We start from the raw sequence: 15,878 nt of genomic DNA on the forward strand, positions 1-15,878 counted from the left end.
GGCGGACTCATGCTAACGGTTGCGGAATAATTCTAGGGGCTTCATCCGTCGGGTAAAAAGAGAGTTTTTTGCTGCCGACAGGAGCGGTATTTGTTTCGCTCTGTCTTGAGAGCAGGATAATGCGCGTATGAGTTTGAGATATCCCTGGCAAAGGCTGGCGCTTTTGCCACGACTGACCAAGCAGATTATTTTGATGCTGAGCGATTGCGTTCTGCTGTTGCTCAGCGCGTATCTGGCGTTTGTCATTCGTCTGGGCTTTGTTTTCACACCCAGCAAGGCGCAGCTTTTTCTGATTATCATCGCTCCGATGCTGACCGTGCCGGTTTTCATCCGGTTCGGACTTTATCGCGCCATCATCCGCTATCTGGCGGAACGCGCCATCTGGCCGATCTTTCAGGCGACCGCAGTGGCGGCTCTATTCTGGGTCGCGCTGGTCTTTCTGATGGAGCTTTACGGCAATGCCGGTCTGCCGCGCTCCGTGCCGCTTCTCTACTGGCTTTTGAGCACGGTGCTGATAACGGCAAGCCGTTTCGGCGCGAAATGGCTGCTGCGTAATGCCGAAACGGGCAGGACTTACACCAGCTCGGCGCTGATCGTGGGCGTCGGAGAGCCTGCGCGCCAGCTGGCGACGGCGCTGCGCAGCCATAGCGATACGATGGTCGTTGGCTTTGTCGATCCGGCAGGGCAGCTCAAGGGCATGGATATTATCGGCCTGCGTGTCTATGGGGCTGAAGAAATGCCTGCCCTTATTGAAAATTACGGCGTCAAACAGGTGCTGGTATCCGAGCCGGGGCTCGATCAGAAACAGCGGCAGGACTTTGCCCGTCTGCTTGGCCGGCTTCCGGTCAATACGCGGATTCTGCCGCCGATTGCCGATTTGAGCGCAGGCAAATATCTCGTTTCGGCGCTGCGCAATATCGAAATAGATGACCTTCTTGGTCGCTCGCCGGTGCCACCGGATGCAGAACTGCTGCGTGAAGTGGTCGAAGGTCGCTGCATCATGGTGACGGGCGCAGGCGGCTCTATCGGCAGCCAGCTTTGCCGGACTATCGTGCAGTGGAACCCCGAATGTCTGGTGCTGTTTGAATCGAGCGAGTTCGCGCTTTATCAGATCGAGCGCCAGTTGCGACAAATTGCGTCCTGCCAGATCGTACCGGTGCTGGGGTCCGTGCGCGACCGCGCTTATGTCGAGCAGGCGCTGCGCGATAACAACATCGACACGGTCTATCACTGCGCTGCCTATAAGCATGTGCCGCTGGTCGAGAAAAATCCTCTCATCGGCATCTGCAACAATGTATTCGGTACGCTGGACGTGGCGGAAGCGGCACTCGCAACCGACGTCGAGCGCATGGTGCTAATTTCGTCGGACAAGGCGGTTCGGCCAACGAATGTCATGGGCGCGACAAAGCGCTGGGCCGAACTGGTCGTCTATTATTACGGCTTGCTGGCCGCACAAGCGGGCAAGGAAAAAGCCTTTTATTCGGTCCGTTTCGGCAATGTGCTTGGGTCGAATGGCTCGGTGGTGCCGCTTTTCCGCGAGCAGATCGCCAATGGCGGGCCGATCACCCTGACCCACGAGGACATGACGCGCTATTTCATGTCGATCAAGGAAGCGGCGGAACTCATCGTGCAGTCGGGCGCGATTGCCGAATCCGGCGATACGGTGCTGCTGGAAATGGGCGAGCCAGTGAAAATCCGCGATCTTGCGGAAAATATGATCCTGTTGGCCGGTCTGACGGTGCGCAATGCGGAAAACCCGAATGGCGACATCGGCATTGAAGTGACGGGCATTCGCGAAGGCGAGAAGATGTATGAAGAGCTCTTCTACGATCCGTCGCAGGCGCAAACCACCCGGCATCCGAAGATCATGCGCGCGCCGAAGGGAAACAAGGCCGCTGTTGATGTGCCTGAAAGCCTTCAGCGCCTTCAGGCGGCGATGGAGAGCGGCGATGTGGCCACTGTTCGCAAGATACTCTTCAGCGTTATAGCTTCCTGAAGCGTCCGCGAAAATCCAGAAGCAACACAAGCGTGGCCACGACTGCGACAAGCAGGAAGGCTACGCGCGTGATCAGATGGTCAAGCGCCAGCAGCGCGACGGCACAAGCAATCAGGATAAGGTTGAGCAGGGCCACATGGCCGATAACCTTCAAAACGCTCCAGCCTGCACGTTTGGCGACCTGATAAGCATGTTTCGAATGCGCTTTCAAAATATTCTCACCCTGGCTGAGACGCATGATAATGGTCGAGCCCGCATCGAGAATATAATAAAGCGGCAAAATCAACGCCACGACGATGTTGGTTTCGCGCGCCAGAAGAAGCAAAGCCGTGCCAGTGATGAGACCAAGCGGCAGGCTCCCTGAATCGCCGAGGAAAACGCGGGCGGGGGGGCGGTTGAAACATGCAAAGCCGAGTAACCCGCCCGCAGTCGCCGCGCTCAGTCCGCCGCTTTCCATACCCGCAAGGCCAAGCGCTGCCAGCAGAGCGATACCCGCCAGCGGCACTCCCAATCCGGCGACGGTCATCAGATCAAGGCCGTCCATAAAGTTCGTGACATTGATGGCGATCAGAAGTGAAAACAAGATCAATGCCGCTTCCAGCCAATGGGGCAGTACATCTGCCAGAAGGCGAAAATCGGGTCCCATACCGTAGAGAACGACACAGGCGGCTAGGAGCTGCGATCCAAGCCGAATGATCTCGGACAACTCATAGCGGTCGTCCAGTCCGCCAACAGCCCACAGTAAGGTCGATGCCCCAATGAGGCAGAGCAACAGCTTGTTGGCAATTTCGAGATCGGCCCCGAAAATCAGCAAAGTAGCAAGCGTCGCCGGTATCAGAGCCAATCCACCAATCTGTCTTGCCGCAACTGTGTGGTTCGAACGCGAATTCATCCGCGCAGCCAGAAATGTCGCGGGCAGAAGACGAGAAAGGATCACAAGACCCAGAACGCAGAGGACTGCACTGAATACAGAAGAGATTGCTAAAAAAAGCATAGGGATACCGACGGCAAATGAAGCTGTTACAGGAATTATCAGCTTTACGCGTCCGCGCAAATCCCCGCTTGTATTGCCGGTGAAAGAAGTAAGCTAGAGTGATTGTGACGTTCGAACTGGTAGTTTGCGCATGAGCGAGGATTTCGCGATTAGGCGATTGCGCTTGCGAAATGAAGCGGCTATAAGGCCGCGCAACCGATTGCTTCGGTTTGATTTGTTGGGGCGTAGCCAAGCGGTAAGGCACCGGTTTTTGGTACCGGCATTCCCTGGTTCGAATCCAGGCGCCCCAGCCACTACTTGATGGAAAAATCAAACGCTTTTAGCTGCTGCTCGCGTTTTCCCAGATCCTTCTGATAGATGCCGGGACACCTTTTGGTTCTCGTCATCCTGTATTAAAAATCATATAAGCTGATTGTCGTCTGCGTTCAGCTTAATGGCAGCTTTGGCCCTTCACCAAACGTATGGGTTTTGGTCCAATATTCTCCCGACTGCGAGAGAACGGTGTATGCTAGCCAATATGACAGATCATACTCGGTGATATCCTGCCATAACGAGCGGGTCCTAAATGCGCCGTATTCGCGGGTGACGACGGAGTTGACTTAGCAGCTATATTTCTTCAATTACGCATAAGAGAGTTGTTTAGATTTATTCAAGAAGGTGGCATTCGTGACAAATATCGGATTGGCCCGGAAGAACCCATGAGTATTGAGATGACTAGGGCCGTCGTGTCGCACGACGTTGTGGTGGCAGAGCCAACCAAAGGAGCTAAAGTCGCCATTGGCGACATTTCGGAAGCTCTGTCCAAATATCGCTTGGCCTTAATTTTCGGCTGGCAAGATGTTGCACAACGTTATCGGCGCTCCAGGGTAGGCGCCTTTTGGCTAACGTTGAACATGGCTGTGTTTATCGGCGCGCTAGGTTTGATTTTCGGAACGCTCTTCCAAAGCGAGATGCGTGAGTTTCTGCCGTATCTGTGCGCTGGCGTCATCACGTGGGGCTTTATCTCGACTTGCTTGAATGAGGGATGTACGACATTTACGTCTTCCGACGGAATAATCCTACAAGTTCGCATGCCGTTGTTTACACATGTTATGCGTGCGGTTTGGAGAAATATAATAATATTCGCTCATAATATTGTCATTTTACCTGTTCTTCTTCTTATTCTCGGTCGAATGATCAGTGTGAATGTGCTTTGGGCAATTCCAGGCTTTATAGTCTTGTGCATCAATTTATCTTGGATGATGCTCATTCTCGCGATTCTATGCGCGAGATTTCGCGACATGACCCAAGTAGTTACGAACATTCTGCAAGTGTTGTTTTACGCGACGCCGATCATGTGGATGGTGAAGATATTACCAGACCACGTTTCCCGAGCGTTTATCGATTTGAACCCCTTCTATCACTTTATCGAACTTGTTCGTGCTCCGCTCTTCGGTTCTCCGCCATCTCTGCTTGATTGGACGTTCGGGTTTGCGTGCGCAATAATTGGTTGGATCGTTGCGATTCTGTTCTTTGGGCGATATCGCTGGCGCGTAGCGTATTGGTTGTAGAAAATGAGTTTAATTCAACTTCAGAATGTTAGTGTCGAATTTCCGATCTATAATTCGACTAGCCGCTCACTCAAAAACAGAGTTCTCAGCATCGCTACAGGCGGAAAAATCGAACGACGCAGTGACCGTCTGGTGATTGTGCGGGGGCTTGATGATGTCTCTATGACGTTCAGGGACGGAGATCGGGTTGGGTTGATCGGCCATAACGGATCGGGTAAGACCACGTTGCTTCGTGTCTTGTCGGGCATCTATACCCCGACACATGGAAGTTCGGTCATTAATGGCCACTGTGTATCGTTGATCAATATCAATCTAGGAATAGATCCAGATGCGACAGGACGAGAAAATATCCGTCTGCGCTCGGCGATGATGGGAATGCCGCCCGAAGAAATTGCCGAGAAATTTGACCAGATTGCCGATTTTTCTGGTCTCGGAGAATTCTTGGATGTTCCATTCCGTACATATTCGTCGGGTATGCAGTTAAGATTGGCTTTTGCGACATCAACGGCTGTTCGTCCTGAAATCCTGATCATGGATGAATGGCTTTCGACTGGTGATGAGGATTTTAAAGAGCGCGCCAATATACGTATGCGTGAGCTCGTGGACTCTACGAAGATTCTCGTTCTTGCCAGTCATTCAAAAGATCTGATGACCAAGAACTGCAACAGAGTAATCTGGCTGGAACATGGGCGGGTGAAAATGGACGGGCCGCCTAATGATGTACTGGCTGCATATTTTGGTGAATGACGCAAGTCGAAGCGGCTCGCATGAAAGTCGCATGGAAAGCGCGTTTCAGAAACCAATGATATAATTGGCTTCTTACTCATGCGAGTTCGTCGTTATTATTGTAAGGTATTGAACAGCCATGCCAAAATTAGCCAGCCGCTTCAGGCAGTTGACCAATGCGCTACGCTATTTGGCCAAGGGGGATGTTTCAGGGTTGTTTCGTCGCCTGAAATGGTACGGGCGCGAATTTAATTATGTGAAGCTGCGTAAACGCCTCGCGCACGAAAGTGGCATCGTTTGGGGCATTCTCTGCACGCCACACACCCTTTTTATAGCGCGGGCTATATCGGAACGCTTAGCAAGTCACGGAATCGAAAGCGAAATCGTTACGGGCTCGATGAAGAGTTTCGACCATGATTTTTATATTGTTCTTTGCGCGCAGATGTTCGGGCGTCTCCCGCCAGCAAACAAACGGGTCATCTTCCAGCTTGAGCAATCGGTAAGTTCAAGATGGTTCACGGCGCAATATAAGAAAATTCTCGCAGATTCTCTGTGGGTGCTCGAATATTCTCTAACGAACGTCGATTTTTTAGCCAAGAACGGTCTGAAATACCCAAAAGTACATTATTTGCCAATCGGTGCTTCGCTGGCCGAGGATTTTGAATATAACACAAAGCCAAAAAAATATGATTTTGTGTTTTATGGTGACAGTTCAAGCAGCGAACGAAGAAGTAGTTTTCTTGATAGATTGAAAGAGAAGTATAGTGTAAAAATATGCAACGATTTATTTGGTAGAGAACTATACGATGTAATAAAACAATCAAAGATTGTTATAAATATTCACTATTATGACGGAGCGTTGTTGGAAATGCCCCGGATATGCGAGTGCATTTCTTTGGGTGTCCCTGTTCTCTCCGAAGGCACAATGGATCAGGATGAATATCCTGAACTCGAAGGTGCAGTGAAATTCTTCGATGAGGGGTCTGTCGAGAGCATGATGACCTCGGCGTCGGAGATGCTTCACAATTTGGCAACGAAGAGCAAAACTCTCGAAGTCGCTGTTTCAGTCAGTGCGGCACGCTTCAATTTTATGATGGACCGCTTTTTGGTGGCTATTGGAGTTGTTCCGGCTAACGTCATTCTAGAACATCCGATATATGTTGCGCAGAAAAGTGACTTCTTCGCTCTTTCGTTGCCCGAAACTATAGAACGGCGCAGGGCGATAGCCCAATCGCTGCCGGATGGTTGCGAGTTGTTTGACGGGATTCGCCATAGTGCAGGTTGGATTGGTTGTGGATGTAGCTTTAATGCCTTATCGCGCTATGCGGTCGCGAACGAGGTGGGCAGGCTGACCGTCATCGAAGATGACGTGGAGCTGCCTGGAAATTTCAATAAAATCCTGTGCGAGATAAATGAATACCTTAATAAGCGCGGATCAAATTGGGATATCTTTTCTGGCCTGATGGCCGATGTTCATCCGGACGCGAAAATCATCTCCGTTGATCAATTTGGCGATCGTACCTACGTTACTATCGACAAAATGACTAGCACTGTATTCAACATATATAATAAAAGTGCTTTAGAAATAATCTCAAAATGGAATCCGCTGAATACTGATGCTGTCACCAACACGATTGACCGTTACCTTGAGCGTCAGGAAGGTCTCCGGGTCGTTGTGGCTTTGCCATTTATAGCTGGACACAAGGAGGACGCTACGTCCACTTTATGGGGATTTGAAAACGAACGCTACACCCCAATGATCGCGGCTGCGCAGCAGAAGATTGAAGGTCTAGTTCGAGAGTGGCTACACACTCACGCATCGAATGATTTGTAGAATCATAATGTCTTCCTATCAGAAGTGAATGTTGTTTTCAGGTGGCATGTCCAGTGTTGTACTACAGCCCCTTTTTTTGGGGCCTGCGTCAAATCGATCTCAAGGATTCGTCACGTTTGACAGATTGGGGTCTTTCAATTAGTCCGATCACAGCGCGAGGAGATGACCTTGTCTGAGCAAAGAGTATTGGTGCTGGGTGGTACTGGCTTCGTGGGTACGCATCTCTGTAATCAGTTGTTGAGTGCTGGTTACAAGGTATTCTCATTCGGAAGGACTGCATCAACGGCGTTGCATCCCGATATCGAATTCCTGCGCGGAGATTTTTCTGACGCTGAGCAAATTAAGCGAGCGCTCGTTGATCAGGATTATGTTTTTCATTTAGTTCACGGCACTAATCCCCCGAAGGTGAATTTCGATATAGCGGGGGATATTGTTCGAACCATTAATCCCACAATTTCTCTATTAGACTTGTGCGCGGAAGCAAGCGTAAAGAAAGTTATATTTGTAAGCTCTGGTGGCACAGTATATGGTGATAATGGTATGGTAGCTTCACGCGAGAGTGATCCTACAATACCAATGAACGCCTATGGTGCTCATAAACTTCTAATTGAGAATTATCTTCGGGTATTTTCATATACAAGACAGCTGGATTATCTGATCCTTCGGTTGTCTAATCCCTATGGGCCGTTGCAACCAGTGGCCAAAGGGGTTGGGCTGATAGCGGCTGTGATAGATGCGATAAAAAATGGCCGTGCAGTCGATGTCTATGGCGACGGTGAAACGCAGAGAGACTACGTTTACATCGGAGATGCCGTCCGGGCGATGGAGTCGGCGATAGCCTACAAAGGCAGCCACAAGATTTTCAATATTGGCAGTGGAGAAGGGAAGAGTGTTAATGAGATTATTTCCCTTGTCGAGAACGCGATGAGCGTGAAAGCGAAAAGAAACCCGCTTCCAGGTAGAATATTCGACGTTAGAAAAAGTGTTCTTGATATATCGTTAGTAAGAAATGAACTAGACTGGCATCCAAATGTTGATCTGAGAGACGGTATAAACGCCACCGTGAGTTGTCTTTAGAGGTCTTATGAGTTCGGATGGTTTTTGATGTCTGCTCCAAAAGAAGTTAACCCAAGGTCTTTGGAGAACAGCAGTATTCCACACCAGTATATATCAACCCCACAATGGAATTTTGGGGTAAACGCGCAAGCTCGTGCGTTGAATGATATATTCATTGACGATATGGATGTAGATACTGAAAGGCAACCAGATGCGTATCTTTCTGCAAAGCGATACGCCGATGCTTCTGGTGCGCGGCGGATAATAGACATTGGTTGTGGCAGCGCTTTCACGGTCAAGAACCTTTTTGCGGAAGGCGATTTTGAGGTTATTGCCGTTGACACTGCGGGGGTGTTGTTTGCTGCTAAGGCGAACTATCCAGCCGCAACTCGTGTTGAGTGCGACCTAACATCGTGGAACGACGTATTATCCGTTGCCGAAAGATATCGCGACGGCGTCCCGACGATTATCTTGTGTGCCGACATAGTTGAACATCTGCCCGACCCGCGCCCGCTTTTAGCGCTAGTCCGGTTGCTATTGGCTGCTTCGACCCGTAATCGCTGTTTCTTGTCGACGCCAGGCCGTCCACAGTCGGCGGATCATCGACTTACGAGTAAGCCAGATAATCCAGCCCACATTCGAGAATGGACCAGCGGAGAACTTAGAAACTTACTTGCGGCTTCGGGTTTCTATGTAGCACAGATAGATAATATTCTCGAGAATGCACAAGAGGATCAAGGCAGCACGATACTTGCGGAATTCTTGTTTGACGATTCTTCGTATCGAGAAGTGTTGGCACGCGATGGTATTACCTCCGCAAGTGTGTCGTCGGTGATGATCACTACTGAGTATCCTGGGTTGGTCGCGAGCGGTGGTATCGGCACTTTTGTGGCGGACTGGCACCGTTCGACTGACAATTCAGTCGTGCTCACCACTTTCGATTTTGACAGCAAAGTAAAGTTGAAGAATGACGTCGTTTTCAGCCCGGCAGATGTGATCGATGTATCGAGAATAGGCGACATAGGTCTCCCAGATATACTGCTTGAGGCTGTCAAGCAGCTGCTTTTTATGTGCCCTGATCTTAAGGAAATACACTTCCAAGAGTATCTAGGTATAGGTATGCGCATTGCGCAAGCTAAAAGCGCGGGGATTCTTCCCGATACACTCACAATCGTCACACATTGTCACGGCAACCAACATTATCTGGAAAATGCAAATCAGGCTTGGTTAGGGGTGGATGCTCAGGAATATGCGGTTAAGGAAAAGATTTGCATTGAACTGAGTGATCAAGTCGTTTTCCCGTCGATATTTTTGCGTAATCTCTACAAGCAAGCAGGAATAGTTGTCGAAGATAATAAGGTTCTGATGTGCCCTTATAAATACGGTAATATAAGTAATGATAAACTCGAATTTGCAAATATAAGACGCATTGTTTTTGTCGGAAAATTTATGCCGATGAAGGGTTTCGACCTTTTTTGCGAATCCTTTGACAAAAACTTTTGTAAGGATCTTAAGGCAAAGGGCATTGAGGAAGTCACGCTCATTGGGCGCGGAGCTACTAGCGGTTATCGCAACGAGGCGGTTATCAAACGTCATTTCAAATTAACGGTGCATACCGATTTTGATCTTGCGAAGCTTGTTTGGTATGTAAGACAGCGCAGGTCCGATAGCTTGTTTGTTGAACCATATCGCGGCGATAACTTCCCTCTCGCTGTCTATGATGTTGTCGGCAATGGCGGTTCTCTTCTGACCGGCAACGCAGGGGGCATCCCGGAGATGTTCCGAGCGGAAGTTTGGCAGGAATGTCTAGCTGATCTCTCTACGGAAGCCCTTCGTTGTAAAATTCGAGAATTGGTCGATTGGGATAGCAGTAAAAGGAGCCGTATCGCTGCGGAGCTCATTGATGATCTGCGTCGTAGCAATGATGTGGCAGATACCACTAAGTATGTGAAGAGCGACAAAGCCGAAGTCGAGTTTCCCAGTTCGACGGTGATGATCCCATTCTATAATACTGATATTGCCGAATTTACTGACTTGTTGAAATCGCTCAATCAGCAGTCTCTTCGCCCAACCGAAATTATCATTGTAAATGATGCGTCTTTGACTAAAAATCGTATTGAGATGGCAGAGGCGGCTCAGAAGCATCTCAATATACCGTTTAGAATCCTTGATCACGCCCACAATCGTGGGCTGGCAGGTGCGAGAAATACGGCTTTGACCGCCTGTAAAACGGATTTTATATTGAATGCTGACTCCGATGATATCCCACTGAATGACTGGGTTAAGACCATAGTTGTCGCGTTGACCCGTGACCCGTCGGCAGCAGCGGCGGTTCCATATCTGGCTGCGTTTGATGCTGGCGCAGACTTCAATAAATACCTTCCAAAGGGACAGTATATCTACCGTGCGCTCGGAGACGGATTCGTCACCTCTCAAGTGCAAAACAATTTGGGTCATGCAAACTCTGGCTTCAGGGTTTCTCATGCTAAGCGCATTGGGGGATGGAACGCCGCGTCTAAGGCAAAATACGAAGACTGGGCATTCTATCTCAACGTGATAGCCAGCGGGCTTCGTATCGCAGTTATCCCAAAGGTGACGTGTCTTTACCGGGTTAGGAAGAATTCGATGGCGCGAACCTATTCAGAATGGCCGGGACAGGTTCGGCTTTATCAAACGACCCATGGCCTATCCAGATTCGAGTCCCTTCAATTGCAACGCTTGTGTCGCATGGCTACCAGTACGGAGGGGCTTATCGAATTACAGGGGCAATTGAGCGCTTTAGAACGCCGAAAAATACTCAGAATGATGAATGCTATAATCGTGCGTTTAAGAAAAACGCCCATACTTTATTCAGTTCTCCGCAAGGCTTTTCATATCTCGCTAAGTATTGTTGATCGGATAAGGTGATTGTTGCGGTGGCATTTACAGCCAGTATTTATCACGCAATCGAACCGATCAATCGTTATCGTGGTGATATGCCTTGACGACGCGCTACGTTCACGGAAATTAACTTCACGAGTGCCTACGTAACAAGCTGTTGTCGCTGGAATAGAGTGTAAGATCGAAAGCCCGACAAGCAACTTCATTTGTGGTTTGGATAGCGAACCCTGGTACAAGCGTCATTGGTCCAACATGCCAACCACATTGGTGAATTTAGTGTTGTTCACTTTTTAAACACCCAAGCCCGTGAAAGAATGAAAAACAATACCGTATATGACGTCATTGCCACCACCTGTGGCATTAGGACTTGGTATTGAGCCAGCGGTAACGATAGATGCAATACGTAGACGTTAACGGCATAACAGATACCGAAGGCTACGAGAAAACGAAGGGTTCTTGTCCAACTGCTTTCGGATCTGAATGTCCATTTCATGTTTCCAAAGTAGCTATTTACAAGTCCGGCAACGTATCCAGCGGCATTGGCTACAAACGGGGAAGCTCCTAGCCATGTCAGAACCGCAATAACCAGAAGCGTGATGAACGTGTTGAGTAAACCAACCAATCCAAACCGCCCGAATTGCATTATCACATTCATTGCGCGCCCGTTAGAATTCGTTTGATGCTGCTTCTGACAGTTGTTAAGCAACTGGACAAGCGAATTTCGGGGCTTAATATGATTTTTATTTCCATTGTCGTGCCAGTTTATTCTGGGGAGGCTTATTTACGGCAGCTCTGCGAGCGCGTGGCTCGTGTACGTTCGAAGCTGACCGACACGGGTGCGCCTTTTCAGGTGTCCGAGTTGATCTTCGTGGAGGATGGGGCGAAGGATGCGTCTGGTACGATCATTGATGATCTAGGATCTGAATTCGATTGGGTAAAGCCCCTTCATTTGTCACGGAACTACGGACAGCATGCGGCCACTGTCGCGGGCATTATGAAGAGCACCGGCGATTGGGTGGTGACAATGGATGAAGATCTGCAGCATCCTCCCGAGGAGGTTGAGGGCCTTTTGGAGAAAGCTGTTAAGCTGGGTAGCGATATTGTTTACGCAAACCCGGAAGAGGCTGTGCATCAGAGTTTTTTGCGTGATTGGACGTCGAAAACTTTCAAGTCTTTGATGGTCCGTCTGAGTGGCAATAGAAACATCACTGTATTCAATAGCTTTCGGCTTATTCGTGGCAGCGTAGCTCGTGAGGCTTCGCAGGCATGTGGCCATAGCACCTATTTCGATATGGCCCTTTCGTGGTTTACGCAGCGGGTCTCAAATGTCACGATGCTTTTGAAGGATGACCGATATATCGTAACTGGAAAGAGCGGTTACAATCTCAAAAGTCTGTTCAGCCACGCCCGCCGTCTTCTATTCTCAACGCAAGTGAAGGCTTTGCGCATTGGAAGTGCGGTAGGTGGATTGGCTGTATGCCTCGCATTTCTTTTCTCATTTGTTGTGATCGTGACTAAGCTTATTGATCCGTCGATGATGCCTGTGACCGGATGGGCCTCACTGATGATTACGATCATGTTCTTCGGTGGAGTATCCATTTTCCTCACAGGATTAGTAATCGAGTACATCTCGATTCTCATTATGGATACCCACGGAAAGCCGCTTTACAATTTTGTCGACCGTAGTTCTGACAAGATATTGGCGGGCTACTTTCGGGGCAATTCAGCGCCTCAAGAATAGAAACATGCCAGTGACAGCTGCGATGGACGTATAGCCAAGGAGCCATGGTTGCGTTTGTCGATTGCCAGGCCTCGCTAGTGTCTGATTCGGTCTCACATAATAGAACGGATAGAAATGAGCCGAGCAGAAGATGGTTTGTCACCCGCGGCCAATCGTTCTGGCAGGCGAAGCTTGATTTTTTTGTTGCCGATAGAGGAGTTGTTCGCCTCTTCGATCTGCATGTCGCTACTCAGCACGCCAGTGAAGAAATAGAAGGAACACCCATTCACCATGCTCAGCAGATTTGTCTTGCACGGGTTGACCTGCCACTGAAGTTAGAGCTGGCTCGGGAAATCTGCACAGCTAGGATAAGTGGAATTTCCGCCTGACTTCAGCTTAAATGCTGGGAACAGGAGATACCATGACGAGACGACCGCGCCGGAACCATAGTCCGGCTTTCAAGGCCAAGGTGGCGCTTGCCGCGATCAGAGGCGAGCAGACGCTGGTGGAATTGTCCCAGCAGTTCGACGTGCATGCCAATCAGATCAAGCAGTGGAAAGAACAGCTTCTTGAGGGGGCGACAGGCGTTTTCGGCGATGGAACCAAGGCCGAACCGTAAGCGGGTAGGCTACCCCACGTATCTTTCGTCGGTGTGATGGGCGATTTTCTGCATGAATCATGCGGAGAATCCTATGAGCGACACTGTGAATCAGCCCCGGACATTCGAGGTTTTGACGGCGGAACCCGTGCGAAGCCGACGGCGGCCGCGTGACTGGTCGGATGACGAGAAAGCGCGGATCGTGGCTGCGTCGTTGCAGCCCGGGGCCAACGTCTCGGCGGTTGCACGGTCTGAAGGACTGGATCCCTCGCAACTTTATGGATGGCGTCGTAAGGCGCTTGCATCTGGTGTTGTTTCACCGGTAACAGCGGGACCGGCCAGTCCGGCCAGGTTTGCACGGGTTGAAACGACGAGTAGCGCTTCGATCGATATTGTTGTCGCCGACATGGTAGTTCGCGTCGGTTCAGCCTTCGATCCGGATCACCTGGTGAAGGTTCTGAGGGCGGCTCGCAAGGCATGATTTCCAGCGGTGTGGTGGTTTATGTGTCCTGCCAGCCCGTCGACTTCCGCAAGGGAGCCGCTTCCCTGATGGCAGTTGTCCGTGATGGCGGTCTCGACCCGTTCAATGGAGCGCTTTATGTCTTCCGGTCAAAACGTGCCGACCGGGTCCGGATTGTGTGGTGGGATGGAAGTGGCGTTTGCCTTTATTCGAAAACGCTTGAGGACCGTGGCTTTTGCTGGCCGGGCCTGTCAGTTGCGAGGATACGTCTGGACCATTCCCAGCTCATGGCTTTGTTGGCCGGAATGGACTGGAAAAAGATCCGCCCGAACAGGACAAGACGCCCTTTGCTGACGGGGTGATAGCGCCTGCGGCAAGATGATTCATGATGCTGTAATGGTTGGGAAAACGGCCGCTTTTATGCTCTACTCAGCCTCATGGATTTACCGCTTCACGATCTGCCGGATGACGTTGACGCACTGAAAGCCATGGTGCTCGCGATGGCACGTGAGCAGGCTGAAAAGGAAGCCCGGTTGAAGGCTGCTGAAGCTGAGATTGCCCGGCTGGAGGCAGTGGAGAAGAGCGCCAACGAACGGATTGCCAACCTGACATCCATCATGAAGGTTTTGCAGCGCACCCAGCACGGCCGGCGCTCTGAACGATTACGCCTTGGTGTTAGCGATGAACAGGTATCGTTTGCTTTCGAGGAAGTGGAAACCGGTCTCTCGGCAATCCAGAGCGAACTTGACGATGCGGCCAGGGACAAGCCGAAACGGGCATCACGTCCGCGCAAGGGTTTTGCGGCCCATCTCGAACGCATTGAGGAAGTCATCGAACCGGAGATTCCAGCTGGTTGCGAGGGGCTGGAAAAGGTCCTGATCGGCGAGGATCGCTCGGAACGCCTGGACGTCGTGCCCCCGAAGTTCCGGGTTATCGTGACACGTCGCCCCAAATATGCATTCCGGAACCATGATGGTGTGGTTCAGGCACTCGCGCCTGCACATATTATCGAGAGTGGTCTGCCGACAGAGCGCCTGCTCGCCTATATCGCCGTCTCCAAGTACGCCGATGGCCTTCCACTTTACCGTCAGGAAGCAATCTATTTGCGTGATGGGGTCGAGATCAGCCGGAGTTTGATGGCGCAATGGATGGGGCATCTGGGCTTCGAGCTTCAGATATGCGCTGATTATATCCTGGAGCGGGTCAAGAAAGGTGAAAGGGTCTTCGCCGATGAGACGACCTTGCTACCCTGGCTCCCGGTTCGGGAAAAGCCACTAAGGCATGGCTTTGGGCTTATGCACGCGATGATCGCCCCTATGGTGGGAGCAGTCCACCAATGGTGGCCTATCGCTTTGAAGACAGTCGGGGCGCAGAATGCGTGGCGCGGCATCTTGCCGGGTTCAACGGAATCCTGCAGGTGGACGGATATGGCGCCTATACGAGCATGATCAAGGCGCAAGCCAAGGCTGGGCGCAACGAACAGATACAGCTCGCAGGCTGCTGGGCACATCTGCGCCGCAAATTTTACGATCTGCACGTCAGCGGGATCTCGCAGGCTGCAACAGATACGGTCATCGCCATGACCAAATTGTGGAAGATCGAGGATGAGGTTCGCGGCAAGAATGCCGACATCCGCGCCGCGTTCCGTCAGGAACAGTCCGAAACCATTGTCGCCCGCCTCTTCGACCTGTGGGAAAAGGAACTGGGTAAAGTCTCGGGCAAGTCCAAAACCGCCGAGGCGATCCGCTACGCGTTCACCCGGCGCGAGGCTCTGGAGCGCTTCCTCACCGATGGCCGGGTCGAAATCGATAGCAACATTGTCGAGCGTGCGATCAGACCACAGACAATCACGAGGAAAAACAGCCTGTTTGCCGGAAGCGAAGGCGGTGGACGGACCTGGGCTACACTGGCCACGCTTCTCCAGACATGCAAAATGAACAGCGTCGATCCGCTCGACTGGCTATCCCAAATACTAAGCCGCATCGCTCAAGGCTGGCCTGTAACTGAAATCGAAGCCCTTATGCCTTGGAACTTCAAGTCTAACGCCATCGGCTGACCGCTTAC

General features: G+C 50.8%; 12 protein-coding genes, 1 tRNA gene and 2 pseudogenes. 12 read left to right on the plus strand and 3 right to left on the minus strand.

What is annotated here, in order from left to right:
* Positions 1–127: 127 nt before the first annotated feature.
* Entirely contained in the window at positions 128–1,996 is a 1,869-nt protein-coding gene (locus ABWW11_RS04125; RefSeq protein ID WP_121539529.1) for a polysaccharide biosynthesis protein, read from the plus strand.
* On the opposite strand, the gene ABWW11_RS04130 is transcribed toward ABWW11_RS04125, so the two are convergent.
* Positions 1,983–2,990, minus strand: coding sequence for an MraY family glycosyltransferase (locus tag ABWW11_RS04130; RefSeq protein ID WP_121539530.1), 1,008 nt, complete (start codon positions 2,988–2,990; stop codon positions 1,983–1,985). The genes ABWW11_RS04125 and ABWW11_RS04130 overlap by 14 nt on opposite strands.
* Positions 2,991–3,208: 218 nt before the next feature.
* Between ABWW11_RS04130 and ABWW11_RS04135 the strand changes: the two genes are divergently transcribed.
* The 6 genes from ABWW11_RS04135 (at position 3,209) to ABWW11_RS04160 (ending at position 11,063) form a co-directional block, all read left to right on the plus strand.
* Positions 3,209–3,283 (plus strand) — tRNA-Gln (locus ABWW11_RS04135).
* Between the two features lie 405 nt (positions 3,284–3,688).
* Entirely contained in the window at positions 3,689–4,540 is an 852-nt protein-coding gene (locus ABWW11_RS04140) for an ABC transporter permease (protein ID WP_121539531.1), read from the plus strand.
* A 3-nt stretch (positions 4,541–4,543) separates the two neighbouring features.
* On the plus strand, positions 4,544–5,287 hold the full coding sequence (locus ABWW11_RS04145) for an ABC transporter ATP-binding protein (protein ID WP_121539532.1): 744 nt from the start codon (positions 4,544–4,546) through the stop codon (positions 5,285–5,287).
* A gap of 118 nt (positions 5,288–5,405) precedes the next feature.
* Positions 5,406–7,100, plus strand: coding sequence for a methyltransferase type 11 (locus ABWW11_RS04150; RefSeq protein WP_121539533.1), 1,695 nt, complete (start codon positions 5,406–5,408; stop codon positions 7,098–7,100).
* A 168-nt stretch (positions 7,101–7,268) separates the two neighbouring features.
* Complete coding sequence (locus tag ABWW11_RS04155; protein WP_167836171.1) at positions 7,269–8,177, plus strand: NAD-dependent epimerase/dehydratase family protein; 909 nt, start codon at positions 7,269–7,271, stop codon at positions 8,175–8,177.
* Between the two features lie 27 nt (positions 8,178–8,204).
* Complete coding sequence (locus tag ABWW11_RS04160) at positions 8,205–11,063, plus strand: glycosyltransferase (RefSeq protein ID WP_319081173.1); 2,859 nt, start codon at positions 8,205–8,207, stop codon at positions 11,061–11,063.
* A gap of 256 nt (positions 11,064–11,319) precedes the next feature.
* Here ABWW11_RS04160 and ABWW11_RS04165 read toward each other — a convergent pair whose 3' ends face one another.
* Positions 11,320–11,691: a GtrA family protein gene (locus ABWW11_RS04165; RefSeq protein ID WP_121539536.1), complete on the minus strand. Its 372-nt coding sequence runs from the start codon at positions 11,689–11,691 to the stop codon at positions 11,320–11,322.
* A 24-nt stretch (positions 11,692–11,715) separates the two neighbouring features.
* Here ABWW11_RS04165 and ABWW11_RS04170 point away from each other — a divergent pair, with 24 nt between their 5' ends.
* Positions 11,716–12,777, plus strand: coding sequence for a glycosyltransferase family 2 protein (locus ABWW11_RS04170; protein ID WP_121539537.1), 1,062 nt, complete (start codon positions 11,716–11,718; stop codon positions 12,775–12,777).
* A 92-nt stretch (positions 12,778–12,869) separates the two neighbouring features.
* Here the strand turns inward: ABWW11_RS04170 and ABWW11_RS04175 are convergent, their stop codons facing one another.
* Complete coding sequence (locus tag ABWW11_RS04175; RefSeq protein WP_268967065.1) at positions 12,870–12,998, minus strand: hypothetical protein; 129 nt, start codon at positions 12,996–12,998, stop codon at positions 12,870–12,872.
* Between the two features lie 179 nt (positions 12,999–13,177).
* On the opposite strand from ABWW11_RS04175, the pseudogene ABWW11_RS04180 reads away from it, so the two are divergent.
* From ABWW11_RS04180 to tnpC, 4 genes and pseudogenes are all read left to right on the plus strand, one after another.
* Positions 13,178–13,366, plus strand: a pseudogene (locus ABWW11_RS04180) (transposase); the annotation flags it as partial.
* 82 nt (positions 13,367–13,448) lie between these two features.
* The gene (locus ABWW11_RS04185; RefSeq protein ID WP_121539538.1) at positions 13,449–13,835 is read left to right on the plus strand and encodes a transposase; all 387 of its coding nucleotides are present in this window, start codon (positions 13,449–13,451) and stop codon (positions 13,833–13,835) included.
* A complete protein-coding gene (gene tnpB, locus ABWW11_RS04190; protein ID WP_100649048.1) occupies positions 13,832–14,176 on the plus strand; it encodes an IS66 family insertion sequence element accessory protein TnpB in 345 nt (114 codons plus the stop codon). Before ABWW11_RS04185 ends, tnpB begins: the two co-directional genes overlap by 4 nt.
* Before the next feature lie 75 nt (positions 14,177–14,251).
* A pseudogene (gene tnpC / locus ABWW11_RS04195) lies at positions 14,252–15,870 on the plus strand (IS66 family transposase).
* Positions 15,871–15,878 lie beyond the last annotated feature (8 nt).

The sequence above is a fragment of the Brucella sp. NBRC 113783 genome, from assembly GCF_040372265.1.
GTDB lineage: Bacteria > Pseudomonadota > Alphaproteobacteria > Rhizobiales > Rhizobiaceae > Brucella > Brucella teleogrylli.